Genomic DNA, 25,402 nt, shown 5'->3' with positions numbered 1-25,402 from the left:
TGCACCATGGCCTCTCCGGCGACCCCTACACCGCGCGTCACCAACATCGACGCGCTCTCCACGTCCAGACCCCGTTCGCGCACCCGGTCGCGCTGGCGCAGGACGTGGCCGCTGCTCCTCGCGATCGCGCTGACGATCGGCCTGATCACGCTGTCGATCTTCGTCGGGGTCGCCGACATCACCGCTGTCCCTGGTGAGGGAGCGGAGTTCCTCTGGATCACCCGCATCCCGCGAACAGCATCCCTCGTGCTCGCCGGCGCCAGCATGGCGATGGCGGGCCTGATCATGCAGCTGATGACCCAGAACCGCTTCGTCGAGCCGACGACCGTCGGCACCACGGAGTGGGCCGGTCTCGGGCTCCTCGTGACCTACATCGTGCTCCCGTCCTCCGGGATCTTCGTCAAGATGGTCGTGGCGATCGTCTTCGCCTTCATCGGCACACTGATCTTCTTCGCGTTCCTGCGCCGGGTCACGCTGAAGTCGTCCCTCATCGTGCCGATCGTCGGCATCATGTTCGGCGCGGTGGTCAGCGCGATCACGACGTTTCTCGCCCTCCGGTTCAACCTGCTGCAGGTCCTCGGCGGCTGGTTCATGGGCCGATTCACCGGCATCGAGATCGGCCGCTACGAACTGCTCTGGATCGTACTGGTCGTCGCGGTGATCGTGATGATCGTCGCCGACCGTTTCACCGTCGCGGGCCTCGGCAAGGACGTCGCGACGAACGTGGGCCTCGACTACGAGCGCGTCATGCTGCTCGGAGTCGGCCTGATCTCCCTCACCACCGGAGTCGTCACCGTCGTGATCGGCATGCTGCCGTTCCTCGGCCTGATCGTCCCGAACCTGGTCTCGATGGTTCGCGGTGACGATCTGCGATCCAACCTGCCCTGGGTGTTCCTGACCGGCATCTGGATCGTCACGATGTGCGACATCATCGGCCGCGTCGTCATCATGCCGTTCGAAGTGCCCGTGTCACTGGTGCTCGGCGTCGTCGGCTCGGCAGTCTTCATCTTCATGCTGCTTCGCACGAGGAGGAACGGTGTCCGCTGACACGTCTCCCCTCACCGCATCCGCGCAGTCGGCGCCCGGACGAGACTTCGGACCCTACGCGAGCAGCGCGCACCGCATCCGGTATCTGCTCATCCTGGGCGCTCTCATCGTCGGCGCGGTGGCCATCACGATCCTGCTGCTGACCTGGGGGAATCAGTTCGAGCCGTTCAGTGAGAAGTGGTGGCGCATCTTCCGGATGCGGGTCACCACCCTCGTCGTCATCGCGGTGGTCACGTTCTGCCAGGCGATCGCGACCGTCACCTTCCAGACGGTGACGAACAACCGGATCATCACCCCGTCGATCATGGGCTTCGAATCGCTCTACGTGCTCATGCAGACCATGATCGTGTTCTTCTTCGGCACGACGGGGATCGCGGAGATCAGCCCGTTCGGCCGCTTCCTTCTGCAGAGCGCGATGATGGTGCTCTTCGCCGTGCTGCTGTACTCATGGCTGCTCTCGGGCCGATTCGGGAACCTGCACGTGATGCTCCTGATCGGCATCATCATCGGGGCCGGCATGGGCTCGCTGGCCACATTCATGCAGCAGATGCTCGACCCGAGCGAGTTCGATGTGCTGGTCGCGCGCCTGTTCGGCAGCGTCGGCAACGCGAACACCGACTTCCTGTGGTTCGTCATCCCGGTCGTCCTGGCGACAGGCGGCACGATCTGGTTCCTCGCGCGACGCCTGAACGTGATCTCGCTCGGGAGCGAGATCAGCGCGAACCTCGGACTGAACCACAAGCGTCAGATCATGCTCATGCTGACCCTGGTCTCGGTGCTGATGGCGATGACCACGTCCCTCGTGGGCCCGATGACCTTCCTCGGATTCCTCATGGCGACCCTCGCGTACTCGATCACGAGCACCTACGATCACCGTCGCATCCTGCCCGTGGCCTGGCTGCTGGGCTACGTCATCCTCACGGCCGCGTACTTCCTCCTGCGGCACGTCTTCCCGCTCGTCGACGCCGTGACCATCGTCGTCGAGCTCATCGGCGGTCTGCTGTTCTTGTTCGTCATCCTTCGGAAGGGGCGTCTGTGATACGTCTCAGCAATGTCACCAAGCGCTACGGCAACGACGTCGAGATCGGTCCGATCTCGGTCGACATCCCCGCCGGCGGGATCATCGCGCTGGTCGGGCCGAACGGCGCAGGCAAGTCCACCGTTCTCACGATGATCGGGCGGCTGCTCACGCCCGACGAGGGGACGGTGGAGGTCGCGGGCCTCGACGTGCATCGCACGGCGTCGAAGCAGGTCGCCAAGACCGTGTCGATCCTGCGCCAGGAGAACCACTTCGTGACGCGCCTCACCGTCCGCCAGCTGGTCGGCTTCGGGCGCTATCCGTACAGCGGAGGGCGGCTCACGCAGGTCGACGAGGACAAGATCTCCGAGACGATCGACTTCCTCGACCTCACCGATCTGGAACAGCGCTTCCTCGATCAGCTCTCCGGCGGTCAGCGGCAACGCGCCTACGTAGCGATGGTCCTCGCGCAGGACACCGACTACCTCCTGCTCGACGAGCCCCTCAACAACCTCGACGCGCAGCACTCGGTGCAGATGATGAGGCAGCTGCGCCGCGCCGCCGACGAGTTGGGACGCACGATCGTCATCGTGCTGCACGACATCAACTTCGCAGCCGCCTACAGCGACTACATCATCGCGATGGAGCACGGCCGGATCGCCGTGCACGGCACCCCGGACGAGATCATCACGGACGAGGTGCTCACGCGGGTGTTCCACACCCCGGTGACGGTCATCGACGGTCCGCGCGGGCGTCTCGCGGTCTACTACTGACGCCTTCTAGAGCTCGATGCCGTGCGATTCGTCGTTGACGCCGGTGTTGCCGCCCTTGCGCGACTCGGCGGAGATCAGCCACACGACGGACACGATCAGGGCGAGAACGAGGCCCAGCCACACGTTCTGCAGGATCAACCCGATCACGATGCCCAGGATGAAGAGCACGACCGTGCCGGCGAGCCAGGTCCAGCGCTGCTTCTTGGTGGCCGACATGGGCTCAGCCTAGAGGAGACACCTGTCACTACTGCTCAGAGCGTCTCGGGCTCGCGCGGCGGGTTGTGCATGAACTCGATGCGGATCCCGCTGCTGTCCTCGACGAAGGCCGCGTAGTAGCGGTCGCTGAATCGCGGGTACTCCTTCGGGGCGCGGACCGCAGACCAGCCCGCATCCATGGCGATGCCGTGCAGACGGTCGACCTCGTCGCGCGATTCCACCGCGAGAGCGAGATGCTGCCAGCCCACATGGCCGTGCCGGTGCGGACCGGTTCCCGCTTCCCGTGCGGGAAAGAGGATGAGCTCGGGCTCGCCGTCGCGTTGCCATGACACCGAGCCTTCGATGTCGTGCCGGGTGAAGCCGAGCGCGACCATCACCGGATCGAACTGCGCGATCGCGTGCGGAAGGTCGTCGACGGTGATGCCGAGGTGATCGAAGATGAGCATCTTCCCACCCTCGCAGACGGTTCAGCGGCGGCGATGATCCTCTGGGGCGAGGCGCGGTCCACGGCGGGGTTCGACGACACCGCTGGCCAGGATGAGGCGGATGACGCGGTGGCGGTGCCCGGCCCAGGGGGCGAGGAGCTCCAGCATTCCGTCGTCGTCGACGCGGGCGCCGGTGAGCGCGAAACCGACCTGGTGGGCGAGATGGTAATCCCCGACGCTCACTGCATCGGGATCGCCGAGCGCGCGGATGCGTGTCTCGGCGGATGTCCACGCGCCGATGCCGGGCAGGCTCGTGAGCACCCGGTCGCGGTCGTCGCCCGACTCGGCGGCGAGCACCGCGTCGGCGATGCGCCGACCGCGTTCGGCCGCGCGGACGATCGCGCGGGACTGCGGGGGCTCGACACCGGCTCGGTGCCAGGCCCATGAGGGGATGCCGCGCCAGCCGTCGACCGTCGGCGGAGCGAACATCGGCCGCGGTGTCGGCCCTGGGGCGCGCTCGCCGAAGCGGGTGATCAGCACTCGCCACGCGCCGAACGCCTGGTACGAGGTGACCTTCTGCTCGATCGTGGCGCTCGCGAGGGCGTCGAAGACGAGGTCGGTGCGGGTGAGGCGCGCGCCGGCGGTGCGGCGGGCGACCTCGGCGAGGAGCGGATGCCCGGCGGCGGTCAAGGAAGCCACGTCGAATCCGGTCGCATCGTCATCGCCGCCGCACAGCCGGGGGAGCTGCGTGAGCGCCCACCCGGCGCCTGGGCCCCAGGCGGTCGCGTGAACCTCGCCGGTCGCTTGGCGGAGGGCGAGCGTGGCGATGCCGTCAGGAGTGCGCGCTGCGCGCCAGAGCGTCGATCCGTCGACGAGCATCGTCGGATCCTTCGGACCGCGGATCAGGACGCCGACCGTGCGGAAGAGGTTCAGCGGGTGCGCGGGGCGGTAGACGGTGTGGAGCGGCTCACGCTGCGCCGACTGCGCGGGTGCGGCGGCTGAGGTTGCGGCATCCGCTGTCAAGGTCATGCGAACACCCTACGTCGCACCGCTGACAGTGGGTCGCGGCATCCCGCCGACTGACCCCCGACGGGGCGGCGAAGGCGCGAGCCTCAGAACCGGTCGGGCGAAGGCGTGCCGTGGCCGTACCGGATGACGACATCGGCGTGGCGGTCGAACCGGTAGCCGACGCCGCGCACGGTGCGGACGATGTCCTCGTAGCGACCGAGCTTGGCGCGCAGACGGCGAACGTGCACGTCGATCGTGCGCTCGCCCGGTGTCTCGTCCTCTGGAGACTGCCACAGGGCGCCGACGAGTTCTGAGCGCTCGATCGTGCGGCCCTCGCGGAGGACGAGGTACTGCAGCAGCTCGAACTCCTTGTAGGTGAACGCGGCGGACTCGCCATCGATCAGCACCCGCTTGCGCGAGATGTCGACGGTGACGCCGTAGTCCTCGTTCTTCTCCTCGGTCTCCGTTGCTGCCTTGGCGCGGGCGATCGCGCCCGGCTCCTGGAGGGCGAGGCGCACGACGTCGAGGTCGCGACCGCCGGAACCGTGCGGCGCGAGGGCGACGGTGGCGTGAGTCTCGGCGCCGGGAGCGAGCTCGGCGAGCGTGCGGCGCAGGGCGTCGACGAGCAGCGGCAGGCTGACGCCCGCCTCTGCGGCCTTGATCTCGTCGAGTCCGACGTAGAGGGCGAAGCCGCGCGGTGAGCGGGTGGCGGGAAGGTCAGCGGGTGTCGCCGGAGCCGCGGAAGTGGCGGGCGCCTCGGATTCGACGAAGCGGGGGACGGGACGCAGATGAGGGGCGCGGGTGGCTGGACGCTCGAGGAGTGCGATGTTCGACATGATGATGAAGTCCTTGGGAGGGTGAGTCGGTACGACTCGGATGTGTTGCGATGTTGACCCTGAAGGCCGAGAACAAGCACACGGGTAGGTGCTCGGGGCTCACGCTTCGCAGATGGCGTAGAACGGAGCCAGACAGGTCAGCTGAGTGATCAGCGACACATTCGGCAACACATGCCAACGCAACCGGGCATCATCATCCCGGCAGTCCCGTTCGCCTCCTGGGCGGACAAGGGGAGCGCGTTGGTGGTCATGGGGGGATTATGTCTGACCATGACGCCCGGTGTCAAAACGAGTCTCGGTGTGACGGGGTGCCCTAGCGTGGACGTATGACGGATTCCACGATGGTCGACGGGTTCCTCGTCACCGATGAGAAGGATGCTTCGCGCTACACGCTCACGCGAGACGGAGTGCTCGTCAGTGCCCTGGACTACCGCGATGACGGCAAGACGATCGCCCTCACCAGAGCCTTCACGATCCCGACTTTCCGCGGCCACGGGTACGCCGCCTGCGTCGTGAAGGGCGCCGTCGCCGACATCGAGAGCCGTGGCGATCGCAAGGTCGAGCCGGTCTGCTGGTACGTCGCGGAGTGGTTCGAGCAGAACCCGGAGCATCAGGGCCTGCTGCGCCGTCACTGACGCTCGGCTTACGTCAGTCGTAATCGATCCGATACAATGGAACTCTGCTCAGCACCGTTCGCTGAGGCGGTCAGCCTCTGAGAACGGAGGCTGGTCCGAGGCTTGAAACCTCCGGCATCCTCACCAGACACCGGAGGTTTTTCCATGTCGTCGTCCCTGCGTTCGAAGCCCCTGCGCGCCCATCCGAAAGCCAAGTGGTGGGCGCTGTTCGTCATCTCGCTCACGCAGCTCGTCGTCGTCCTCGACGGCACCATCGTCAACATCGCCCTCCCACAGGCCCAGGTCGCCCTGAACATGGACGACCACCTGCGTCAGTGGGTCGTCACTGCATACGCTCTCGCCTTCGGAGCGCTGCTGCTGCTCGGCGGTCGCATCGCCGACTACTGGGGGCGCAAGCGCACCTTCATGGTGGGCATGATCGGCTTCGGCCTCGCCTCCCTCTATGCCGGCATCGCGACCACCGGCTGGGAACTCATCCTCGGCCGCGGTCTGCAGGGCGTCTTCGCCGCCATGCTCGCTCCCGCCGCTCTCGCGCTGCTGACGACGCTGTTCCCCTCGGGCAAGGAGCGCAACACAGCGTTCGCTGTCTTCGGAACGGTCGCCGGTGCCGGAGCAGCCGTCGGGCTCGTGCTCGGCGGATTCCTCACCGAGTTCCTCGATTGGCGCTGGTGCCTGCTCGTCAACCTGTTCTTCGTGGCTGTCGGCCTGATCGGCGGTGGACTCTTCCTCACCGAGAGCAAGGCAGGCGGCGACAACCACTACGACATGTGGGGCGCGCTGCTGGTCACTCTCGGGCTCGGGTCGCTCGTCTACGGCTTCAGCCTGGCCGAGACCGGCTGGGGCAACCCGCTCACGATCGGCTTCCTCGCGCTCGGCGCTGTGCTGCTCGCGGCGTTCGTGTGGGTAGAGCTTCGCGTCAAGAACCCTCTGCTGCCGCTGCGCGTCGTCACGCACAGGGTGCGCGCTGGGGCCTTCCTCATCCAGGCCGTCGCCGGCAGCGTCATGATCGGCGCGACGCTTTACCTCACGTTTCATCTGCAGATCGTGCTCGGCCAGGGTGCGCTCGAGTCGGGCATCGCCAGCCTTCCGCTGCCGCTCGGCACGATGGTCATGGCACCCCTGGCGACTCGCCTGCTCGGGTCCATCGGCCCGCGTCCGATGCTCATCGGCGGTCCGCTCGTCGTCGCCGCCGGCCTGTTCTACATGTCGTTCATCACCCCCGGTGGGAACTACTTCGTGCAGGTCGCTCCGGCGCTCCTCGTGATGGGCTTCGGAATGGCGTTCGTCTTCATCCCGCTGCAGAACGTCGCCCTTGCCGGCGTCGCACCGCATGACGCGGGCGTGGCGTCGGCCGTGACCAACTCGGCCATGCAGATCGGTGGCTCGATCGGACTGTCGGTGTTCACGGCCGTGTATGCGGCTGTCGTCGGCGGGCACGCGCAGGTCGACCTCGATGTCCTCGCCGACGGATACAGCGCGACCTTCATCGCGGCTGCCGTCGGGATGCTGATCGCCTCCGCTATCGCGATCACGATGGTGCGCGGGCGCATGGACGACCTGCTGCCGCAGGGGGCGGCGGAGTCCGAGGCGGCCCCGGTTCTGGTGCACTGAGCCTCTTCTCTCCGGGGTGGGTCGGGCGTCGGCGCGGCACGCCTCTGTGGGAATGTCCGAGGCCGTCCGTACCGTGTGAGTATGCGAATCCTGCACACCTCCGACTGGCACATCGGCCGCACGTTCCATGGCAACTCGACCATGGATGCGCTGGCCGAGGTGTTCTCCGCGCTCGTGCAGCAGGTCCGCGACAATGCGGTCGACGTCGTCATCGTCGCCGGTGACGTGTTCGACTCCGCGACACCAGCCGGGCCCGCGTACACACTGCTCGGCGACACGCTGGTCGCGCTGCACGACACCGGCGCCCGAGTGATCGTCACCAGTGGCAACCACGACTCCGCCGCGCGGCTCGGCTTCCAGGCGCGCCTGCTGCGCGATGGCATCCACGTCGTCACCGATCCGCTGTCGATCGGCACGCCGGTGACGATCGACGACGCCGACGGCCCGGTGCACTTCTACGGTATCCCGTACCTCGAGCCGGCGATCGTGCGGCAGCACTGGGAGGGTGTCGCGCTCAAGACGCAGGCGCAGACCATGGCGCACGCGATGGGCCTCGTGCGCGCGGGGATGGCTGTGAACGAGGGGCGCTCGGTCGCGGTCGCGCACTGCTTCGCCGCTGGCGTCGATGCCACGGTCGGCCTCGAGCGCGAGGTGCGTCAGGGCGGGCTCGACGTCGTCCCGCTCGATGTCTTCGACGGGCCCGACTACGTCGCCCTCGGCCACATCCACGGGCGCCAGACGCTCAGCGACCGGGTTCGATACGCCGGCGCGCCGCTGCACTACAGCTTCGGTGAACAGCACAAGGAGCGCGGCTCCTGGCTGGTCGACCTCGACGCCGACGGCCTGGTATCGGTCGAATGGCTGGAGCTGCCGGTGCCGCGCCGGCTCGTCACACTGACCGGAGCGCTGGACGACATCCTCTCGGACGAGAACATCGCGGCACACGCCGACGACTGGGTGTGCGCCGTCTACACCGACACGCTCCCGCAGGCCGAGCCGATGCGCCGACTCAAAGAGCGCTTCCCGTACTGCGCCATGGTTCAGCACGCGCCGGCGATCGACGGCGAGCAGATGGAGCGTTCGTACTCGGCGCGGCTGAGGACCGCGGTCACCGACACCGAGCGCATCGAGGCGTTCCTCGAGCACGTTCGGGCGGGTCAGGGTCCGAGTGAGCGCGAGAGCGAACTCATCCGCGAGGTGCTCGACGAGCGCGTCATCGCGGAGGCCCTCGTCTAGTGCGCCTTCACCGACTCGAGATCGAGGGCTTCGGTCCGTTCCTCGCCCGGCAGACGGTCGATTTCGATTCATTCGCCGAGGACGGAATCTTCCTCATCGCCGGGCGAACAGGGGCAGGCAAGTCGAGCATCCTGGATGCCGTCTGCTTCGGTCTCTACGGCTCGGTGCCGCGTTACGAGAGCGGAGACAAGCGTCTGCGCAGCGACCACTGCGAGCCGGACGACCCGAGCGAGGTCGTCGTCGAGTTCAGCACGAGCGCCGGGAGATTCCGGGTCACGCGCTCGCCGGAGTACCTGCGGCCGGCGAAGCGCGGCGGTGGGCTGACCAAGCAGAGCTCCGCCGTGCAGCTCGACGTCCTCCGCGACGGCGCATGGGTGACGCTCGCAGCGAAGGAGAAGCGGGTCGCTGACGAACTGGAGGAGATCGTTCAGCTCAGCCGCGAGCAGTTCCTGCAGGTGATCCTTCTCGCCCAGAACCGGTTCGCGCGCTTCCTGCTCGCCGACAGCAAGGAGCGTCAGGGGCTGCTGCGTCGTCTGTTCGGCACAGAGCGCTTTGAAGAAGTCCAGGCGCGCTTCGACGATAGGCGCCGCGCATCCGAGCAGGCACTCGCAGGCGTCGTCACCACGGTCGATGCGCGAGTGTCCGAGGCGGAACGCGTCGTGTCCGAAGCGGAGCTCTGGGGCGATGCGGGTGCGGGGCCGGAGACAGCGTCGACGCAGGAGCGCATCGACGCTCTGCGCGCGGCGACCAGTCGCGCGGAGTATCGCGTCGAGCGCCGAGGAGCCGAGCGAGACGACGCCGAGAAGCGCCTGACGGCGGCGGATGCTGCGCTGACGGCCATCCGCGAAGAACAGAAGGCGCAGCAGGAGCGGGACCGTGCACGCGCCGAGATGGCACGACTGGACTCCGAGCAGACCGAGATCGACAGGGCGAAGTCCGAACTGCAGCGGGCGCGAGCCGCCGAGGCGCTTCGCTCCACTCTCGCGGCGACTGCCCGAGCGCGGTCGGCCCGCGAGACCGCGCAGGCGGCTGAGGTCGAGGCGCGCGAACGCTGGGACGCCGTCGGCGTCGAACTCGCCGAGGCCTCTGCCGAGGCACTCGAAGCGTGGGCGGCCGACCGAACCAGGGAGAGCGGCGCGTGGGCGCGCGCCGCGGAGCTCGAGCAGACCGCCGCAACGCTCGCCGCTGAACTCGCGACCGCACGAGAGCAGGTCGCCGCGGCATCCGCTCTGGTCGATGCCGGCGAAGCCGAGCGCGCGGAGCTGCCGGCACGCCTGAACGCCCTGAGGACGCAGCGCGATGAGGTCAGGCGGAACGCCGACCGGATCGAAGACCGCGAACGCGCGTTGAACGCGGCGGCCTCGCGTCGCGACGCCGCTGCTGCGGTGGCGTCGGTGAGCGCGCAGCGCGAAGCCGCCGAGCGGACACTTGCCGAGGCGAGCACGACGCTAGCCGATGCGCAGAGCGTGCTCGCGCTCCTTCGTCGCCGTCGCCTGGACGGTTTCGCGGGCGAGCTCGCCACCTCTCTGGTGCCGGGGGAGCCCTGCGCCGTGTGCGGGTCGACGGAGCATCCGGCCCCGGCAGCGCACACGGACCCGGTCTCCGCCGACGACATCGATGACGCCGAGGCGACGCGGGATGCCGCGCAGACCGTCGAACGTGCGGCTCAGGATCGAGTCACGACGCTCACCGCCGACCTCGCCGCTGCTTCGGCCGTCGCCGACGGCCGCACCATGGAGACCGCCGATGCCGAGCTGGCGACGGCGGAACGAGCGCACGCGGAAGCGGTGGCAGCGGCGGGTGAGCTCGCCGCACTCGAGGCGCAGGTCGAACAGGCCACGCAGGCCATTGCTGCTCTGGAACAGCGACGCACGGATGCGGCGGCGACCCTGGCCGCAGCGCGCGAAACGCTCGCCGTCATCGTGCAGCGCGAACAGGAGGCGGCGACGCAGATCGCCGAGGCGCGGGGCGAGTTCGACACCGTCGCCGACCGCGTCGCATCCGTCGTCGCACAGGCGTCCACCGCGCATGCGCTGGCGACGGCGATCTCCGAGCGCACCAGGGCGGAGGAAGCCTACACCGCGGCTTCGCAGGAGCAGGTCGCTGCGCTCGTGGCCTCCGACTTCGATGGCGTCGCAGCGGCGAGCGACGCCATGCGCTCCGCATCTGAGCAGGAAGTGCTCGACGCCAGGATCACGGCGCATCGCGTGCAGCGCGAGAAGGAACGCTCGACGCTGCTCCAACTCGAGCTGCGCACGCTCCCCGAGGAGCCCATCGATCTCGCACCGGCGGAAACGGCATCCGGCGAGGCGCGCACAGTCTGGAAGACGGCGATGGATGCCGCCGGGCGGGCCGAGTCCGTCGCGGCGCAGCTCGATCGCCTCGTCGAGTCCGCGGCATCCGAACACGCTCGCAGCGCGGAGCGGCAGGCCGAGCACGAGGTGCTCCGCGGGCTCGCCGACACCATCGCCGGCCGCGCAGGGAACACCCACAAGATGACGCTGGAGACCTTCGTGCTCGCCGCAGAGCTCGAAGAGATCGTGGAGGCTGCGAACCGCCGCCTGAGCGACATGTCGACCGGGCGCTACCAGCTGCAGCACTCCGATGCGCTGGCGGCGCGGGGCGCGGCATCCGGGCTCGGCATCGTCGTGTTCGATGCCTTCACCGGTCAGACGCGTCCTGCGCAGTCCCTCTCGGGCGGCGAGACGTTCCTCAGCTCACTGGCGCTCGCGCTCGGCCTCGCCGAGGTCGTGACAGCCAGGGCCGGCGGAATCCGGCTCGACACCCTCTTCATCGATGAGGGCTTCGGGTCTCTCGACGCCGACACCCTGGAGGTCGCGATGCGCACGCTCGACGAGCTGCGCTCCGGGGGCCGCACGGTCGGCATCATCAGTCACGTCGAGTCCATGCAGGAGCAGATCCCCGCCCAGCTCGTCGTCGAGCAGACCCCTGCCGGGCCCAGTCGCATCCGCTGCTGAGCTGCGGCGGCCGTGTCCGGGAAGACGCGGGTGCGCGCTCAGACCTTCGCCGGCACCCAGTCCGATACGGCGTTCAGCGCCCTCACCTCATCGGCCGTGAGCTCCAGCGTCGCGCTCGCGAGCAGGTCCGGGACCTGCTCGACCCGCGAGGCGCTCGCGATCGGCGCCGCCACAGTGGGCTGAGCGCGAAGCCACGCCAACGACACCGACGTGATCGAGGCATCGTGCTCGCCGGCGATGCGCTCCAGCTCGTCGATGATCCGCAGCCCGTGCTCCGTGGCGTACTTGGCGGCGCCACCGGCGCGCGGTGAGGTGCCCGAGGCATCCGTCGACCGGTACTTCCCGGTGAGGAAGCCGCTCGCCAGTGCGTAGTACGGCACCAGGCTCAGCCCGAACTCCTCGGCGACTGGGACGATGCTCTCTTCGACGTCGTTGCGGTGCACGAGGTTGTAGTGCGGCTGGATCGCGACGGGAAGGGCGGTGCCGGCATCCTGAGCGATCGAGATCCACGAACGGATGCGGTCGGCCGAGTAGTTCGAGACGGCGGTGTGGCGCACGAGGCCGTCGGTGACGAGTTGGCCGAAGGCGGCGACCGTCTCCTCCAACGGAGTCTCGGCGTCATCGAAGTGCGCGTAGTACAGGTCGATCGTGTCGACGCCGAGACGCTTCAGCGACGCCTCGGCGGCCGCGCGGATGTTCTTCGCCGATAGTCCCCTGAACTCCGGGTGGGTGCTGACCTTCGTGGCGATCGTGAGCCCTGCCGGATTGCGCGACGCGAGCCATTCGCCGATGATCGTCTCGCTCTCACCGCCGGAGTTTCCCTGCACCCACGCGCTGTATCCGTCCGCCGTGTCGATGAAGTTCCCGCCGCCTGCGGTGAACGCATCCAGGATCTCGAAGGACGCGTCGCGGTCGGCGGTCCAGCCGAACACGTTCCCGCCGAGGGAGAGGGGGAGGACATCGAGGTCGCTGCGGCCGAGGAGGGTCATGGTTCTCGCTTTCGTCAATCAGAGGTCTCTGGGCACAAGGCGGCCGGCGGCAGTGCTATTCCCGCCGCGTCATTCCCGCGTAACACTCGGGGGACGATACTGGAGGCATGACGCTTCAGCAGCAGATCGCTCAGACTCTGGGCGTGCAGCCCGAGATCGACCCGGCCGCCGAGATCGAACGCCGCGTGCAGTTCCTCGTCGACTATCTCGAGAGGACCGGCGCGAAGGGACTCGTGCTCGGCATCTCGGGCGGACAGGATTCAACGCTCGCCGGCCGCCTCGCTCAGCTCGCCGTCGAGCGCGTTCGTGGGAACGGGGGCACGGCCGACTTCATAGCGGTCCGCCTGCCGTACAAGGTGCAGCACGATGCGGATGACGCGGTCGCCGCGCTCGACTTCGTCGCGGCAGACCGCGTGGTCGAGGTGAACATCCAGCACGGTGTGGACGGCGTCGAGGCCGACATCGAGCAGGCCGCCGGCGCATCCATCTCGGACTTCAACCGCGGCAACATCAAGGCGCGCATCCGCATGGTCACCCAGTACGCACTTGCGGGCCACGACGGTCACCTCGTCATCGGAACCGATCACGCCGCAGAGGCGGTCACCGGCTTCTACACCAAGTTCGGCGATGGGGCCGCGGACATCCTGCCGCTCGCCGGGCTCAACAAACGCCAGGGCAAGCAGTTGCTGCGGGTGCTGCAGGCGCCCGATCGCCTCTGGATGAAGGTGCCGACGGCCGATCTGCTCGACGACCAGCCCGGCCGCTCAGATGAGGACGAACTCGGGATCACGTACGAGCAGATCGACGACTACCTCGAGGGCAGGCCGGTGGATGCTGACGCCGCCGCCCGCATCGAGCAGAAGTACCTGGCGACCGAGCACAAGCGCCACCTGCCCGTAGCCCCGGACGACGACTGGTGGCGCTGAACCCCTCGCTGACGCTCGCTCGACGACCAGAGGGAACAGTCCCTGCGGGGCGTTGAGCGGAGGGCGCAGCCCGCAGACGAAACGGGTTGAGCGAGCCGCGGGCGAGTCGAAACGGTCACCCGGCACCCGCTGTCGGTACCCCCGGATACGCTCGAATCATGCGGATCGACACTCAGGCGCAGCGCGTCATCTGGAGCGCCAGCGACCTGAAAGCGGCCGCCGAATGCGAGTTCGCCTGGGCGCGCGCGATCGACGCCAAGCTCGGCAGGGTTCCGGCCGTCGAAGAGCCGGAGGACGCGACTCTCGAACGAGCGGCGAGGCTCGGTGACGCGCACGAGCTCAAGGTCCTCGAGGCGTACCGCGAGCAGCTCGGGCCGAACGCCGTGCATGAGGTCGCCCGGATCAACTCGTCCGAGCCCGGCGCATTGGCCGCTGTCGTCGCCGAGACGCGCGAGGCCCTGCGGTCCGATGCCAAGCTGCTCTTCCAGGCGGCGTTCGCGACCGACGAGTTCGTCGGATTCGCCGACTTCCTGCTCCGCGACGACGACGGCAACTGGCGCGTCCAGGACTCCAAGCTCGCCCGTACGGCGCGCGTGACCGCGCTCATGCAGCTCGCGGCATACGTCGACCAGCTCGATGGCCTCGGCATCCCTCGGTCCACCGAGGTCGACCTCATCCTCGGTGACGGAACCATCAGCACGCATCAGGTCGATGATCTGCTGCCCCTGTTCCACGTTCGCCGTGCGCGCCTGCGCACACTGATCGCGGATCGCAACGTGGAGGTCGGCGCGTCCGGCTCGCCGCTCGCCTGGGGAGACGAGCGCGGCGATATCGGCATCGTCGCGTGCGGCAGATGCGAGACCTGCACCCAGCAGGTGGATGCCGCGCGCGACCTGCTCATGGTCGCGCGGATGCGCCCGGTGCAGCGCACCCGCCTGCGCGACGCCGGCATCCAGACGATCGATGCGCTGGCCGCTGCGACGGATGCACCGACGGGAATGAACGCCGACACGTTCGAGGCGCTTCGGGCGCAGGCGCGGCTGCAGCTCCGAGCCGACGCCGACCAGGCGCCCACCTACGACGTCTACCATCCGGCCGCGATCCACACGCTCCCGCGGCCGAGCCGTGGCGACATCTTCTTCGACTTCGAGGGTGATCCGCTCTACACCGAGCCCGCTCCTGACGGGCACGCTCAATGGGGGATCGACTACCTGTTCGGCTGGGTCGACAACGACGATCAGTACACCCCGTTGTGGGCGCACACGTTCGCCGACGAGAAGAAGGCCCTCGAGCGGTTCCTCGACTTCGTGAACCTGCGCCGGCAGTCGCACCCCGACATGCACATCTACCACTACGCCCCGTACGAGACCTCGCATCTGAGTGCGATGGCCGCGCGTCACGGCGTCCGCGAGGGCGAGGTGGACAAGCTCCTGCGCGAGGGGGTCTTCGTCGATCTGTATCCGCTCGTGCTGCGTACCGTGCGCGTCGGCTCCCGGTCGTACTCGATCAAGAAGCTCGAGCCGCTGTACATGGGTGCCGACGTCCGCACGAGCGACGTGCAGAAGGGCGACGACTCGATCGTGCAGTACGTCGCCGCCCGGCAGCTTGCAGCCGCCGGTGACGAGGCTGAAGCGGATGCCGTGCTCGCCGACCTCGCCGACTACAACCGCTACGACTGCGTCTCCACCCGTCGACTGCGCAACTGGCTGATCGAGATCGCCAGGCAGAAGGGCGTCAATCCGGCGCCGCCCGATGCGCCGGACGAGGTCGTCTACGAGCCCTCTCCTCGGTCGGTCGCTCTCCTCGCCGACGCCGAACGCGACGTCGAAGCAGGAGGCGACGGCGAGGCGCATCGGGTCGCGGCTGCCGCGATCGACTACTACCCGCGCGAGTCCGCGATCTTCTGGCGGGCGCACTACCAGCGGCTGCGCGAACCGGTCTCGATGTGGGACCAGACCCGCGACGTCGTGCGAGTGGATGCCGCCGCCACCGTGCTGCGCCGCGACTGGAGCATCGAAGAGGGCCGCCGAGTCATGTCGCGCGAGGTCGAGATCCGTGGCGAGATCTCACCAGGGACCACGCTCGGCGACGGTGCGGAGCCGTTCGCGCTGTACTCGTTCCCAGCCCCGTTCGTCAGCGATGCGCCATCGCGAGCGGTGCACGTGCCGCACGTCGTGAAGGTCATCGAGGTGCTCGACGACGGTTTCGTGGTCACCGAGAACGCCGTGGACGGCCAGACGTGGGACGAACTGCCGCTCGTACTCACCCCTGCTGCTCCGCCGCGGGTCGTGTCGCTGCAGGGCGCGATCGACGAGTGGGCCGACGCCGTGCACCAGGCTGCGCCCGCCTTCCCGCAGGATGCCGCCACCGACATCCTGCGCCGGGTTCCACCTCGCACGGTCTCGGGTGCCGGGCTGCCGCCAGCCGATGGCGACGTGATCGATGCGATCGTCCGCGCCGTGCGCGACCTCGACCGCAGCTACCTCGCCGTCCAGGGCCCTCCGGGGACGGGCAAGACCTACACCGGCTCGCACGTGATCGCCCGGCTGGTGAACGAGCACGGCTTCCGCATCGGTGTCGTCGCGCAGTCGCACGCGATCATCGAGACGCTGCTCGAGCGGATCGTCGACGCCGGCGTCCCGGCCGGGCAGGTGGCGAAGAGCCCGAAGGAGAAGGCGGGCGACCCGAAGTACACGTCGATCCCCAAGACCGGCATGGCGTCGTTCCTCGCCGAGCGCGAGGGGCAGGGCGTCGTCGTCGGCGGTACCGCGTGGGACTTCAGTCATACCGGCCGCGTCGAGCGCGGCGGTCTCGACCTCATCGTGATCGACGAGGCCGGCCAGTTCTCGCTCGCCTCGACGATCGCCGTCGCCGCCGGGGCGCAGCGTCTGCTGCTCCTCGGCGACCCGCAGCAGTTGCCGCAGGTGAGCCAGGGAGCGCACCCCGAGCCGGTCGACACCTCGGCGCTCGGGTGGGTCATGGACGGGGATTCGGTGGTCCGTCCGGAATACGGGTACTTCCTCGATCGCAGCTGGCGGATGCACCCGGCAGTCGCAGAACCGGTCTCACGGCTGTCATACGCGGGGCAGCTGGCGTCGGCATCCGGCACCGAACGGCGCGCGATCGAAGGCATCGAACCCGGCCTCCACGTGCAGCCGCTCCGTCACCGCGGCAATGCCACGCAGTCTCCGGAGGAGGCGGCCGAGGTCGTGCGCATCGTCCGCGACCTCATCGGCCGCTCGTTCAGCGAGCCCGATGCCGAACCGCGCTTGCTCGAGCAGCCCGACATCATCGTCGTCGCGCCGTACAACGCGCAGAAGAAACTGGTCCACGACGCACTGGCGGCGGCCGGGTTCGCCGATGTGCCCGTCGGGACGGTCGACAACTTCCAGGGCAAGGAGGCCGTGGTCTCGATCACGACGCTCGCGGCATCCAGCGGACGCGACGCGCCGCGCGGCCCCGAGTTCCTGCTGCTGCAGAACCGGCTCAACGTCGCGATCTCGCGCGCGCAGGTCGCGGCCTACCTGATCTATTCGCCGGCGCTGCTCGACGATCTTCCGCGCACGCCGGAGGGTGTGACGCGGCTCAGCGCGTTCGCCCGCCTGGTCGGCGCCGACCGGCCCTGAGCGAGCTCAGACGGTCCCGTAAAGCCGGTCTCCGGCGTCGCCGAGCCCTGGGACGATGTAGCCCTTCTCGTTCAGACGCTCGTCCAGAGCGCCGAGCACGAGCGTGACATCGCGGTCGCCGACGAGCTTCTCGATCGCGGCGACGCCCTCCGGAGTGCCGAGCAGGCAGATCGCTGTGACGTCCTTCGCGCCGCGATCGAAGAGGAACTGGATCGCAGCGCCCAGTGAACCGCCGGTGGCGAGCATCGGGTCGATCGCGAAGCACTGGCGGTCGCTCAGGTCGTCGGGGAGGCGCTCGGTGTACGTCGTCGGCTCGAACGTGGTCTCATCGCGCACCATGCCGAGGAACCCGACCTCCGCGGTCGGAAGCAGCTTGACCAGGCCCTCCAGCATTCCGAGACCGGCACGCAGGATGGGGACGACGATCGGACGCGGCTCGGAGATCTTCACGCCCATGGTGGTGGTCACCGGAGTCTGGATCTCGATCGGCGAGACCTTGACGTTCCGCGTCGCCTCGTACGCGAGGAGCGTGACCAGCTCTTCGGTCAGCTGGCGGAACACCGGCGACGGGGTGCGCTCATCGCGTAGAACCGTGAGCTTGTGAGTGACGAGAGGGTGGTCGGCGACGTGAACACGCATAGTCATAGGGTAGTGCGCCGCGCGTCCGGATACGCTCGGAACATGCTCCAGCCAGACCGCGACGGGATGCTTCGCGCTCTCGAACTCGCACGTGAGGCTGCTGACGCGGGGGAGGTTCCGGTCGGCGCCGTCGTGCTCGATGCGGCAGGACGCGTGATCGGCGAGGGCAGGAACACGCGTGAGGAGACCCACGATCCCACCGGGCATGCGGAGGTCGTCGCTCTGCGGGCGGCCGCGGCATCCATCGGATCATGGAATCTGGAGGGGCACACGCTCGTCGTCACGCTCGAACCGTGCGTGATGTGCGCAGGGGCGATCCTTCAGGCGCGCATCGGACGGGTCGTGTTCGGCGCGTGGGACGAGAAGGCCGGTGCGGCAGGGTCGATGTACGACGTGCTGCGCGACCGCCGGCTGCCGTATCGCGCCGAGGTCGTCGGCGGCGTCGTAGAGGATGCCTCGACCGCGCTGCTGCGCGATTTCTTCGAACAGCGGCGCTGAGCGCGTCAGTCCTCGGACTTCAGGACGAACACGTCGGTCGAGGGCTCGGGGTCGAGCGACGGACGGTAGATGTCGGGCTGGACGTACACCGCGCCGACCGTGGGAACGGTTCTCTCGATCTGCGCCTGGATCTCGGCGATGACGTCGGCGACATCGCGCACGGTCTTCTCCGCGGGGAGGGCGATCTTGATCACGACGAGGAGCTTGTCACTCTCGACGGGATACGTCTTCAGGCTGATGAGCTTCTCGACATCGGAGCATCCGAGGATCGCGTCCATGATCAGGTCGAGGTCGTGTTTGCTGGCAGATCCGCTCATGCCGCGAGTCTAGTTCGGGCGTCTGTGATCCGCAGGATGCACCGTCGGCGCTGTCTGATGCCGCGCATAGGATGGCCCAATGGCTGACTCTCTTCCGTCCCTCGCGTTCCTCGGTGCCGGATCCATGGGAGGCGCCATTCTGCATGGCGTCGTCGCAGCAGGCATCCCCGTCGACGGCGGCATCGTCGCGACCAACCGCACCGCCGAGAAGGCAGCGGCTCTCGAGGGACTCGAGAACGTCACGGCCGTCGCACTGGAGACGAACCCGAACGGCAACACGGATGCCGCGGCATCCGCTCGTGTCATCCTCGTCGGCGTGAAGCCGCACATGGTTCCGGATCTGCTGCGCGAGATCGCGCCCGTCCTCCGTGAGGACGCCATCGTCGTGAGTCTCGCCGCCGGCGTCACCCTCGCCACGTTCGCCGAGAATCTCGGTGATGGCGTTCGCGTCATCCGTTCGATGCCCAACACGCCGTCGACGGTCGGCAAGGGCGTCACGGGTCTCGCCGCCGGAACGTCAGCGACGCCTGAGGACCTGGCGCTCGTCCGCACGCTGTTCGAGCTCGTCGGCGCCGTGGTCGAGGTGTCGGAGGACAGGATCGACGCCCTGTCGACGATCTCCGGTTCGGGTCCGGCGTACGTGTTCCTGCTCATCGAAGAACTGACCAAGGCGGCGATCGGGAAGGGCTTCGATGAGGCCGATGCCCGGCTGATGGCCGAGCAGACGTTCATCGGCGCAACCGCGCTGCTCGAGGCATCCGGCGAGAGTCCCGCCGAGCTCCGGCGTCGTGTGACCAGCCCGAAGGGCACGACGGAGCGCGCGATCGCCGTCCTGCAGGACGCCCGGCTCGACGAGGTGTTCGGCCGGGCGACGGATGCTGCGCTGGAGCGGGCTAGGGAGATGGCCGCGGGGAACTAGCCCGCGTACCCGATCCGCTCGAGCAGCGCGGCGCGGAACTCCTCAGGGCGCTCGAGGTGCGGCGAGTGGCCGACGCCCTCCAAATTCAGCTCGACGACATCCCCGCCGGCTGCCGCATACGCCGACAGGACTGCTCGCGTCTGCGTCACCATCTGCTGCGCGGGGGCGACTTCCGCACCGGGCCAACCGGGAATCGCACCGACGGCACCGAGGTGATTGAGGTCGAAGAACGAGGCATCCGACACGATCGCGTCCGCGGTTCCGTGCACCCACAGGATCGGCGGCTTCACCTCGAGTTCGACGATGCGCGAGACGTTGAAGTGCTTGGGTGCCATGGTGTTCAGCACGCCGACGTCGCCGGCGCCGAATCCGGGCCAGTTCGCGCTCGCGACGCTGTCCCCCGGATAGTTCCCCTGCTCGGTCGAGGTCGTGTTCATCGACGCGACCCAGATGTTCTCGTGATCGGTCTCGTACCCCGGCGCGACGTAGCTGCCGCGGAACACGCTGCGCGGAGACGTCGGCGCATCGGCCGAGGTGTCTCCGGCGCGAAGCCGCTCGATGAAGTCGGGATTGCCGCCGCCGCCACCGCATCCGGCGTCATCGTCCGTCAGCCGCGTGCCGTCCGGGCGCGTGCCGCCGAACCCGTAGGGAGAGACCGGTGCCTGCAGCGTGAGGCTGAGCGCCGGGTGATCGAGCGCGTACTGCATCACAACGCCGCCGCCCATCGACCAGCCGACGAGGTGAGCGGTCGGGAGTCCGAGCGTTTCCAGCGTCGCGTGCACGTCGTTGCTGTAATCACCGAGGCCCCGAGTGGCATCCACGGGCAGCGCCTCACTGTCGCCGAATCCACGCAGGTCGACCGCGATCGCACGAATGCCGGCGGGAAGGCCGAGCATCGTCTCCTGCCAGAACAGAGCTGATGACACGTTTCCGTGCACGAGCACGACCGTGCGCTCCGGGGGAGTGCCCTGGTCGTCGGCTGTTCGCTCCAGCACGTTGACCCGCAGCCGCGCTGTGTCGATCGTCCGCGCTGCGATCCCGTCGAGAAGCGAATCCTGGATGCTGGTCATGGCCGGTCCCCGTCCTGATACGGCGCTGCGCCGTGACGCGGCGCCGATGCCGCGTGCGGATCGACTCTAGCGCTCCGCACCCACAAATGTGAACCGGGTTTCAGGTTTGCGAGGTCACCTGTCCAGCGCCGCGAACCTCTCGATGTCGCTGTTGGTGCCCGAGACGATGATCAGGTCGTGGTTCGTGACCACCGTGTTCGCCTCGGCGTACCGGAACGGCTTGCCGGGGCTCTTGACACCCACGACAGTGACTTTGTACTTGCTCCGCACGCCGGACTCGTTCAATCCGACGCCGCGGATGAACTTCGGCGGGTACATCTTCGCCAGTACGAAGTCGTCGTCGAAGCGGATGAAATCCAGCATCCGACCGCTCACGAGGTGCGCGACGCGCTCGCCGGCCTCGCGCTCGGGGTAGATGACGTGGTTCGCGCCGACACGGGCGAGGATCTTCCCGTGCGACTGCGAGACGGCCTTCGCCCAGATCTGCGGGACCTTGAGGTCGACGAGGTTCGCCGTGATGAGGACGGATGCCTCGATGAGCGAGCCGACGGCGACGACGGCGACCTGGAAGTCCTGCGCGCCGATCTGCTTCAGCGCGTCGATGTTCCGCGCGTCGCCCTGAACGGTGTGGGTGACCCGATCCGACCACTTCTGCACGAGCTCGAGGTTCTCGTCCATGGCGAGCACCTCGCGGTCGAGCCTGTCCAGCTCGCCGGCGCACGCGGCGCCGAAGCGTCCGAGTCCGATGACCAGCACTGGCGCATCGCTGCGCAGACCTTCAACCAACGATCGGCCTTTCGACGGGCAGCGAATAGAGCTGCGTTCTCGTCGTCGCGGCGACGGCCGCGGCGAGTGTCACTGTACCAACGCGTCCCATGAAGATCGTCAAGGCCATGACGTAGACGGCCGAATCCGGCAGGCTCGCCGTCAGTCCGGTGCTGAGCCCGACAGTGCCGAATGCGGAGATCACGTCGAAGAGCACGTCCTCCGTCGATGCTTTCGTGATCTGCCCGATGATGATGGTCGACAGCGCCACGATCGTGGAACCCCACGCGACGACGCTGAGGGCGACGCGCTGCACGTCGCTCGGGATCCGGCGACCGAACGCGTTGACCGACTGGCGACCGCGGGCCTCCGACCACACCGCGATCGCGAGCACGGCGAGCGTCGTCACCTTGATGCCGCCGGCGGTGGAGGCGGACCCGCCGCCGACGAACATGAGCATCGAGATCGCGAGTTTGGACGACCCGTTGAGGTCGGAGATGTCGATCGTGCTGAAGCCGCCGGACCGCGTCATCGCGGAGAGGAAGAACGACTGGAACGTCGTGTCCGTGGCATCCATCGACCCGAACGTCCGCGGGTTGTCGAACTCGAGGATGATGAACACCACGGCGCCGGCGACGAACAGGATCAGCGTGGTGATCAGGGTGAGCTTCGAGTGCAGCGACCAGCGCTTCACGTGGAAGTGGTGCTTGAGCAGCGTGTAGATGACAGGGAAGCCGATGCTGCCGAGGAACACGCCCACCATCAGCACCGTGAGGACGAAGTAGTCGTCGACGAACTCCACGACGCCGGTGGCGTTCGGCGCGAAGCCGGTGTTCGTGAACGCCATCGCCGAATAGAACGGCGCCTCCCACAGGGCGGTGAGCGGGTGGATGCCGGCCATCACCAGCCCCGGGTACAGCAGCACCGCCAGGACGAGCTCGATGACGATCAGCGACATCGCGACCGTGGTGAGCAGCTGGCCGACCTCGCCGAGGCGGACCGTCTGCCCCTCATTGACGACACCGCCGTGGGCGCGCAGCGGGTTGCTGTCGCCGGCGGCCAGCAGCTTCGCGCGCAGACCGAGCTTCTTCGAGATGACGAGTCCGAGGACGGATGCCAGCGTCAGCACGCCCATCCCGCCGATGTTCACGCCGAGGAAGATCAGCACGTGCCCGAACGGAGACCAGTGCGTCGCCATGTCGACCGTCGAGAGCCCGGTGACGCAGATCGTCGAGACGGCCGTGAACAGCGCATCGCTCAGCGGTGTCACCGTGCGGGATGCGGATGCGATCGGCAGGGAGAACAGCGCAGTGAACACCAGGATCAGCACGGCGAAGATGAGAATCGCGAACCGCGAGGGCGACGACGTGATGATGCGGCGGAAGAAGTGCCAGGTGTTCCGCGGATGCCTGCGGGTCGACGTCGACCAGCCGATGCTCGACATCGCTTCCCTCCAGTAGTCGTCGACTGCTCGACGCGCCTGTCGCACCGAGCCTTCGTCATGGTACTCCGGGCGCGGGACGACTACCCTGAACTTCATGACGGACATCTTCGACGTGATCGCAGACGGCACGAGGCGCGACATCCTCCAGCTCCTGCTGCGGCGGTCGACCGAAGGGGAAGCCGGCACGAGCGTCTCGCACATCGTCAGCGAACTCGGCATCAGCCAGCCGACCGTCTCCAAGCACCTCAAGGTGCTGCGCGATGCCGAGCTGGTCAGCGTCCGAGAAGACGGACAGCGCCGTTTCTACAGCATCGAGGTCGAGCCGCTCGAGGCGGTCGACGACTGGCTCGTGCCGTTCCTCGTCGACGCCTTCGGCGAGAACGCGCCCGACATCGACTTCTCCACGATCCCGCTGCCAGACGGCGCAGCGCACGCAGCCGAGGTGGTCGGTCGTGCCGCGGCATCCGCCAAGCATGTCGTCACGACCGCCCTCAAGCGGCTCGGCGCCTGAACGCCGTCGGTGCAACCAGGGGGTGCGCGAGGTGAGCTCGTCGTTCTTCGACGCTCTCCCGCCGGGGTCCGCGGCCTTCGACAGCGCGCTCGTGATGCGCGATCTGCCCGTGCGCTGGAGCTCGGTCAGCGCCTGAGGCCGGGCGTCGACGTCGGAGCGACGCCGCCCGACCCGATCAGCCCGACCCGATCAGCCCGACCCGATCAGCGCTGTCCGGCCTTGCGGCGGAACAGCCATGCGCCCCACGCCGCGGCGAAGACGAGGATCCCGACGCACCACACGACGGCCCACAGCGGCTGCGTGCCGCTGTCGGTCCCCATCAGCAGCGCACGGATCGTCTCGACGATCGGAGTGATCGGCTGGTACTGGGCGACCGGTTGCAGCCAGTCGGGCATGCTGGCGACGGGCACGAACGCGCTCGACAGGTACGGCAGGAACAACAGGATGAATCCGTAGCCGTTCGCGCCCTCCGGCGAGCCGGCCGCGAGGCCGATGGCGGCGAAGAGGTAGGTGATCGCCAGCAGATAGAGGGTGATGAACAGCGTCATCAGCACCCATTCGCCGAGCGTCGCGGTGGGGCGGAAACCGACCAGCACCCCGACGCCGATCACGATCGCGGTGGCGACGAGGTTGCGGACGAGGCTTGCGACGACATGGCCGGTGAGCACGGCGCCCGACCGGACGGGCATGGTGCGGAAGCGGTCGATGATCCCGGTGCGCATGTCGTTCGCGACGTACACGGCGGTGGATGACGCGCCGAAGCCGGCGCAGGTGAGGATGATGCCCGGTACGACGTAGTCGACGTATGCGCCTGATGGGTCGATCGCGCCGCCGAAGACCCACGTGAACATAAGCATGAGCATCACGGGGAGCATGATCGCCATGAGAAGCGATTCCCCATCGCGGATCGAGTGGGTGAGGCTGCGTCCGACGAACACGAGCTCGGCGGTCAGCCCGCGCAGGCGGGGTCGGACTGCGGGTGCGGATGCCGCGACAGCGGCGAGTGCGGTGGTCACTTCGACTCCTTCACGAGTTCAGGGGCTGCTTCGGGTGTGGTGACGGCGAGGAAGACATCGTCGAGGGTGGGGCGGCGGAGCGTGACGACACCGTCCGCTCCCCGGCTGTCCAGGTCGTCGAGCGCCCGACGCAGACCGGAGACCGTGCCGTCGGTGGGAATCTCGTGAAGCAGTGCACCGTGCTCGTCATGCAGTTCGACCGTGTCGCCGCCGATGCGGGCCTTGAGCTCGGCTGCGGTGCCGAGCGCCGCGACCCGGCCCTCGTGGAGAACGGCGATGCGATCAGCGAGCTGATCCGCCTCCTCGAGGTACTGCGTTGTGAGGAACACGGTCGTGCCGGCCGATGCGAGCGAACGGATGATGTCCCAGAGGTCGCGGCGGCTGCGGGTGTCGAGGCCGGTCGTCGGCTCGTCGAGGAAGAGCACCTCGGGCGTGATCACGAAGCTCAGTGCCAGGTCTAGCCGGCGGCGCATGCCGCCGGAGAACGTCGAGACGCGTCGAGACGCGGCATCCGTCAGAGAGAAGGCGTCGAGCAGCACGTCCGACCGGCGGCGACTGGCGCTTCGGGACAGGCCGGCGAGGCGGGCGAACATCACCACGTTCTCCGTTGCGGTGAGCCCGTCGTCCACGGCGGCGGACTGACCGGTGAGGCTGATGCGGCGCCGCACCTCGACGGGGGAGGACGCCACATCGAATCCGCTGACGGCGGCGGTGCCGGCATCAGGGTGGATGAGAGTGGTGAGGATGTTGATGATCGTGGTCTTCCCGGCGCCGTTCGGCCCGAGCAGGGCGAACACCTCACCGCGTGACACGGTGAGGTCCAGTCCGTCGATGACGGTCTGTGCGCCGAAGGTCTTGCGGAGTCCGCGGACCTCGATGACTGATGCGGTCATGGTCGC

Annotated in this window: 24 protein-coding genes; 12 read left to right on the top strand and 12 right to left on the bottom strand. The window is 68.2% G+C overall.

All coding sequences use genetic code 11. The features are described from left to right. The first annotated feature begins 6 nt into the window (after positions 1 to 6). The 3 genes from KHB019_RS06820 to KHB019_RS06810 are packed head-to-tail and all read left to right on the top strand — an operon-like array spanning position 7 to position 2,838. Positions 7 to 1,047 (top strand): ABC transporter permease, encoded by a 1,041-nt coding sequence (locus KHB019_RS06820; protein WP_337458449.1) that lies wholly within the window; start codon positions 7 to 9, stop codon positions 1,045 to 1,047. Beyond that, on the top strand, positions 1,037 to 2,086 hold the full coding sequence (locus KHB019_RS06815) for an iron chelate uptake ABC transporter family permease subunit (RefSeq protein ID WP_337458448.1): 1,050 nt from the start codon (positions 1,037 to 1,039) through the stop codon (positions 2,084 to 2,086). Before KHB019_RS06820 ends, KHB019_RS06815 begins: the two co-directional genes overlap by 11 nt. Further along, the gene (locus tag KHB019_RS06810) at positions 2,083 to 2,838 is read left to right on the top strand and encodes an iron ABC transporter ATP-binding protein (protein WP_337458447.1); all 756 of its coding nucleotides are present in this window, start codon (positions 2,083 to 2,085) and stop codon (positions 2,836 to 2,838) included. Before KHB019_RS06815 ends, KHB019_RS06810 begins: the two co-directional genes overlap by 4 nt. A 6-nt stretch (positions 2,839 to 2,844) precedes the next feature. Here KHB019_RS06810 and KHB019_RS06805 read toward each other — a convergent pair whose 3' ends face one another. From KHB019_RS06805 to KHB019_RS06790, 4 genes are all read right to left on the bottom strand, one after another. Beyond that, positions 2,845 to 3,054, bottom strand: a complete 210-nt coding sequence (locus KHB019_RS06805) for a hypothetical protein (protein WP_337458446.1) — start codon at positions 3,052 to 3,054, stop codon at positions 2,845 to 2,847. 35 nt (positions 3,055 to 3,089) lie between these two features. Beyond that, positions 3,090 to 3,500 carry a VOC family protein gene (locus KHB019_RS06800; protein WP_230101512.1) on the bottom strand — a complete coding sequence of 137 codons (411 nt, stop codon included), beginning with the start codon at positions 3,498 to 3,500 and terminating at the stop codon, positions 3,090 to 3,092. A 21-nt stretch (positions 3,501 to 3,521) separates the two neighbouring features. After that, a complete protein-coding gene (locus KHB019_RS06795; RefSeq protein ID WP_337458445.1) occupies positions 3,522 to 4,508 on the bottom strand; it encodes a DNA-3-methyladenine glycosylase family protein in 987 nt (328 codons plus the stop codon). 83 nt (positions 4,509 to 4,591) lie between these two features. After that, entirely contained in the window at positions 4,592 to 5,323 is a 732-nt protein-coding gene (locus KHB019_RS06790) for a winged helix family transcriptional regulator (RefSeq protein ID WP_230101510.1), read from the bottom strand. Positions 5,324 to 5,649: 326 nt separating this feature from the next. Here KHB019_RS06790 and KHB019_RS06785 point away from each other — a divergent pair, with 326 nt between their 5' ends. From KHB019_RS06785 to KHB019_RS06770, 4 genes are all read left to right on the top strand, one after another. Next, positions 5,650 to 5,958: a GNAT family N-acetyltransferase gene (locus KHB019_RS06785; protein ID WP_230101509.1), complete on the top strand. Its 309-nt coding sequence runs from the start codon at positions 5,650 to 5,652 to the stop codon at positions 5,956 to 5,958. A gap of 144 nt (positions 5,959 to 6,102) precedes the next feature. Continuing rightward, a complete protein-coding gene (locus KHB019_RS06780; protein WP_337458444.1) occupies positions 6,103 to 7,569 on the top strand; it encodes an MFS transporter in 1,467 nt (488 codons plus the stop codon). Between the two features lie 81 nt (positions 7,570 to 7,650). Further along, positions 7,651 to 8,805, top strand: a complete 1,155-nt coding sequence (locus KHB019_RS06775) for an exonuclease SbcCD subunit D (protein WP_337458443.1) — start codon at positions 7,651 to 7,653, stop codon at positions 8,803 to 8,805. Beyond that, complete coding sequence (locus KHB019_RS06770) at positions 8,805 to 11,783, top strand: SMC family ATPase (RefSeq protein ID WP_337458442.1); 2,979 nt, start codon at positions 8,805 to 8,807, stop codon at positions 11,781 to 11,783. Before KHB019_RS06775 ends, KHB019_RS06770 begins: the two co-directional genes overlap by 1 nt. A gap of 38 nt (positions 11,784 to 11,821) precedes the next feature. On the opposite strand, the gene KHB019_RS06765 is transcribed toward KHB019_RS06770, so the two are convergent. After that, entirely contained in the window at positions 11,822 to 12,772 is a 951-nt protein-coding gene (locus tag KHB019_RS06765; RefSeq protein WP_337458441.1) for an aldo/keto reductase, read from the bottom strand. Positions 12,773 to 12,879: 107 nt separating this feature from the next. Here KHB019_RS06765 and nadE point away from each other — a divergent pair, with 107 nt between their 5' ends. Both nadE and KHB019_RS06755 read left to right on the top strand, forming a co-directional pair. Beyond that, positions 12,880 to 13,698 (top strand): ammonia-dependent NAD(+) synthetase, encoded by an 819-nt coding sequence (gene nadE / locus KHB019_RS06760; RefSeq protein WP_325470814.1) that lies wholly within the window; start codon positions 12,880 to 12,882, stop codon positions 13,696 to 13,698. A gap of 158 nt (positions 13,699 to 13,856) precedes the next feature. Continuing rightward, positions 13,857 to 17,324 (top strand): TM0106 family RecB-like putative nuclease, encoded by a 3,468-nt coding sequence (locus KHB019_RS06755; protein WP_337458440.1) that lies wholly within the window; start codon positions 13,857 to 13,859, stop codon positions 17,322 to 17,324. A 6-nt stretch (positions 17,325 to 17,330) separates the two neighbouring features. Here KHB019_RS06755 and upp read toward each other — a convergent pair whose 3' ends face one another. Continuing rightward, positions 17,331 to 17,963 carry a uracil phosphoribosyltransferase gene (gene upp / locus KHB019_RS06750; RefSeq protein WP_230101502.1) on the bottom strand — a complete coding sequence of 211 codons (633 nt, stop codon included), beginning with the start codon at positions 17,961 to 17,963 and terminating at the stop codon, positions 17,331 to 17,333. A 42-nt stretch (positions 17,964 to 18,005) separates the two neighbouring features. On the opposite strand from upp, the gene tadA reads away from it, so the two are divergent. Continuing rightward, complete coding sequence (gene tadA / locus KHB019_RS06745) at positions 18,006 to 18,461, top strand: tRNA adenosine(34) deaminase TadA (protein WP_414684008.1); 456 nt, start codon at positions 18,006 to 18,008, stop codon at positions 18,459 to 18,461. Between the two features lie 5 nt (positions 18,462 to 18,466). Here the strand turns inward: tadA and KHB019_RS06740 are convergent, their stop codons facing one another. Next, positions 18,467 to 18,778 (bottom strand): hypothetical protein, encoded by a 312-nt coding sequence (locus KHB019_RS06740; RefSeq protein ID WP_230101501.1) that lies wholly within the window; start codon positions 18,776 to 18,778, stop codon positions 18,467 to 18,469. A gap of 79 nt (positions 18,779 to 18,857) precedes the next feature. Between KHB019_RS06740 and proC the strand changes: the two genes are divergently transcribed. Continuing rightward, positions 18,858 to 19,697: a pyrroline-5-carboxylate reductase gene (proC, locus tag KHB019_RS06735; RefSeq protein ID WP_337458439.1), complete on the top strand. Its 840-nt coding sequence runs from the start codon at positions 18,858 to 18,860 to the stop codon at positions 19,695 to 19,697. Here proC and KHB019_RS06730 read toward each other — a convergent pair. From KHB019_RS06730 to KHB019_RS06720, 3 genes are all read right to left on the bottom strand, one after another. Continuing rightward, positions 19,694 to 20,767, bottom strand: a complete 1,074-nt coding sequence (locus tag KHB019_RS06730; protein ID WP_337458438.1) for an alpha/beta hydrolase — start codon at positions 20,765 to 20,767, stop codon at positions 19,694 to 19,696. The genes proC and KHB019_RS06730 overlap by 4 nt on opposite strands. A gap of 114 nt (positions 20,768 to 20,881) precedes the next feature. Next, on the bottom strand, positions 20,882 to 21,553 hold the full coding sequence (locus tag KHB019_RS06725; protein ID WP_230101498.1) for a potassium channel family protein: 672 nt from the start codon (positions 21,551 to 21,553) through the stop codon (positions 20,882 to 20,884). Then, complete coding sequence (locus KHB019_RS06720; protein ID WP_230101914.1) at positions 21,546 to 22,976, bottom strand: TrkH family potassium uptake protein; 1,431 nt, start codon at positions 22,974 to 22,976, stop codon at positions 21,546 to 21,548. Before KHB019_RS06720 ends, KHB019_RS06725 begins: the two co-directional genes overlap by 8 nt. A 94-nt stretch (positions 22,977 to 23,070) precedes the next feature. On the opposite strand from KHB019_RS06720, the gene KHB019_RS06715 reads away from it, so the two are divergent. Then, positions 23,071 to 23,487 carry an ArsR/SmtB family transcription factor gene (locus KHB019_RS06715; RefSeq protein WP_230101497.1) on the top strand — a complete coding sequence of 139 codons (417 nt, stop codon included), beginning with the start codon at positions 23,071 to 23,073 and terminating at the stop codon, positions 23,485 to 23,487. 203 nt (positions 23,488 to 23,690) lie between these two features. Here KHB019_RS06715 and KHB019_RS06710 read toward each other — a convergent pair whose 3' ends face one another. After that, entirely contained in the window at positions 23,691 to 24,503 is an 813-nt protein-coding gene (locus KHB019_RS06710) for an ABC transporter permease (RefSeq protein WP_230101496.1), read from the bottom strand. Then, complete coding sequence (locus KHB019_RS06705; RefSeq protein ID WP_337458437.1) at positions 24,500 to 25,396, bottom strand: ATP-binding cassette domain-containing protein; 897 nt, start codon at positions 25,394 to 25,396, stop codon at positions 24,500 to 24,502. Before KHB019_RS06705 ends, KHB019_RS06710 begins: the two co-directional genes overlap by 4 nt. Between the last annotated feature and the right edge of the window lie 6 nt (positions 25,397 to 25,402).

Source organism: Microbacterium sp. KHB019, assembly GCF_037285405.1.
Taxonomy (GTDB): Bacteria; Actinomycetota; Actinomycetes; order Actinomycetales; family Microbacteriaceae; genus Microbacterium.
The sequence above is the reverse complement of the archived record's forward strand: the minus strand, read 5'-3'. Positions and strand labels throughout refer to the sequence as shown.

Excerpts from the sequence above, each read along its gene's own strand:
- KHB019_RS06820 (WP_337458449.1), top strand. The coding sequence starts at position 7 with ATGGCCTCTCCGGCGACCCCTACACCGCGCGTCACCAACATCGACGCG.
- KHB019_RS06805 (WP_337458446.1), bottom strand. The coding sequence starts at position 3,054 with ATGTCGGCCACCAAGAAGCAGCGCTGGACCTGGCTCGCCGGCACGGTC.
- KHB019_RS06800 (WP_230101512.1), bottom strand. The coding sequence starts at position 3,500 with ATGCTCATCTTCGATCACCTCGGCATCACCGTCGACGACCTTCCGCAC.
- KHB019_RS06795 (WP_337458445.1), bottom strand. The coding sequence starts at position 4,508 with ATGACCTTGACAGCGGATGCCGCAACCTCAGCCGCCGCACCCGCGCAG.
- KHB019_RS06790 (WP_230101510.1), bottom strand. The coding sequence starts at position 5,323 with ATGTCGAACATCGCACTCCTCGAGCGTCCAGCCACCCGCGCCCCTCAT.
- KHB019_RS06785 (WP_230101509.1), top strand. The coding sequence starts at position 5,650 with ATGACGGATTCCACGATGGTCGACGGGTTCCTCGTCACCGATGAGAAG.
- KHB019_RS06780 (WP_337458444.1), top strand. The coding sequence starts at position 6,103 with ATGTCGTCGTCCCTGCGTTCGAAGCCCCTGCGCGCCCATCCGAAAGCC.
- KHB019_RS06775 (WP_337458443.1), top strand. The coding sequence starts at position 7,651 with ATGCGAATCCTGCACACCTCCGACTGGCACATCGGCCGCACGTTCCAT.
- KHB019_RS06765 (WP_337458441.1), bottom strand. The coding sequence starts at position 12,772 with ATGACCCTCCTCGGCCGCAGCGACCTCGATGTCCTCCCCCTCTCCCTC.
- nadE (WP_325470814.1), top strand. The coding sequence starts at position 12,880 with ATGACGCTTCAGCAGCAGATCGCTCAGACTCTGGGCGTGCAGCCCGAG.
- KHB019_RS06755 (WP_337458440.1), top strand. The coding sequence starts at position 13,857 with ATGCGGATCGACACTCAGGCGCAGCGCGTCATCTGGAGCGCCAGCGAC.
- upp (WP_230101502.1), bottom strand. The coding sequence starts at position 17,963 with ATGCGTGTTCACGTCGCCGACCACCCTCTCGTCACTCACAAGCTCACG.
- tadA (WP_414684008.1), top strand. The coding sequence starts at position 18,006 with ATGCTCCAGCCAGACCGCGACGGGATGCTTCGCGCTCTCGAACTCGCA.
- KHB019_RS06740 (WP_230101501.1), bottom strand. The coding sequence starts at position 18,778 with ATGAGCGGATCTGCCAGCAAACACGACCTCGACCTGATCATGGACGCG.
- proC (WP_337458439.1), top strand. The coding sequence starts at position 18,858 with ATGGCTGACTCTCTTCCGTCCCTCGCGTTCCTCGGTGCCGGATCCATG.
- KHB019_RS06730 (WP_337458438.1), bottom strand. The coding sequence starts at position 20,767 with ATGACCAGCATCCAGGATTCGCTTCTCGACGGGATCGCAGCGCGGACG.
- KHB019_RS06720 (WP_230101914.1), bottom strand. The coding sequence starts at position 22,976 with ATGTCGAGCATCGGCTGGTCGACGTCGACCCGCAGGCATCCGCGGAAC.
- KHB019_RS06715 (WP_230101497.1), top strand. The coding sequence starts at position 23,071 with ATGACGGACATCTTCGACGTGATCGCAGACGGCACGAGGCGCGACATC.
- KHB019_RS06705 (WP_337458437.1), bottom strand. The coding sequence starts at position 25,396 with ATGACCGCATCAGTCATCGAGGTCCGCGGACTCCGCAAGACCTTCGGC.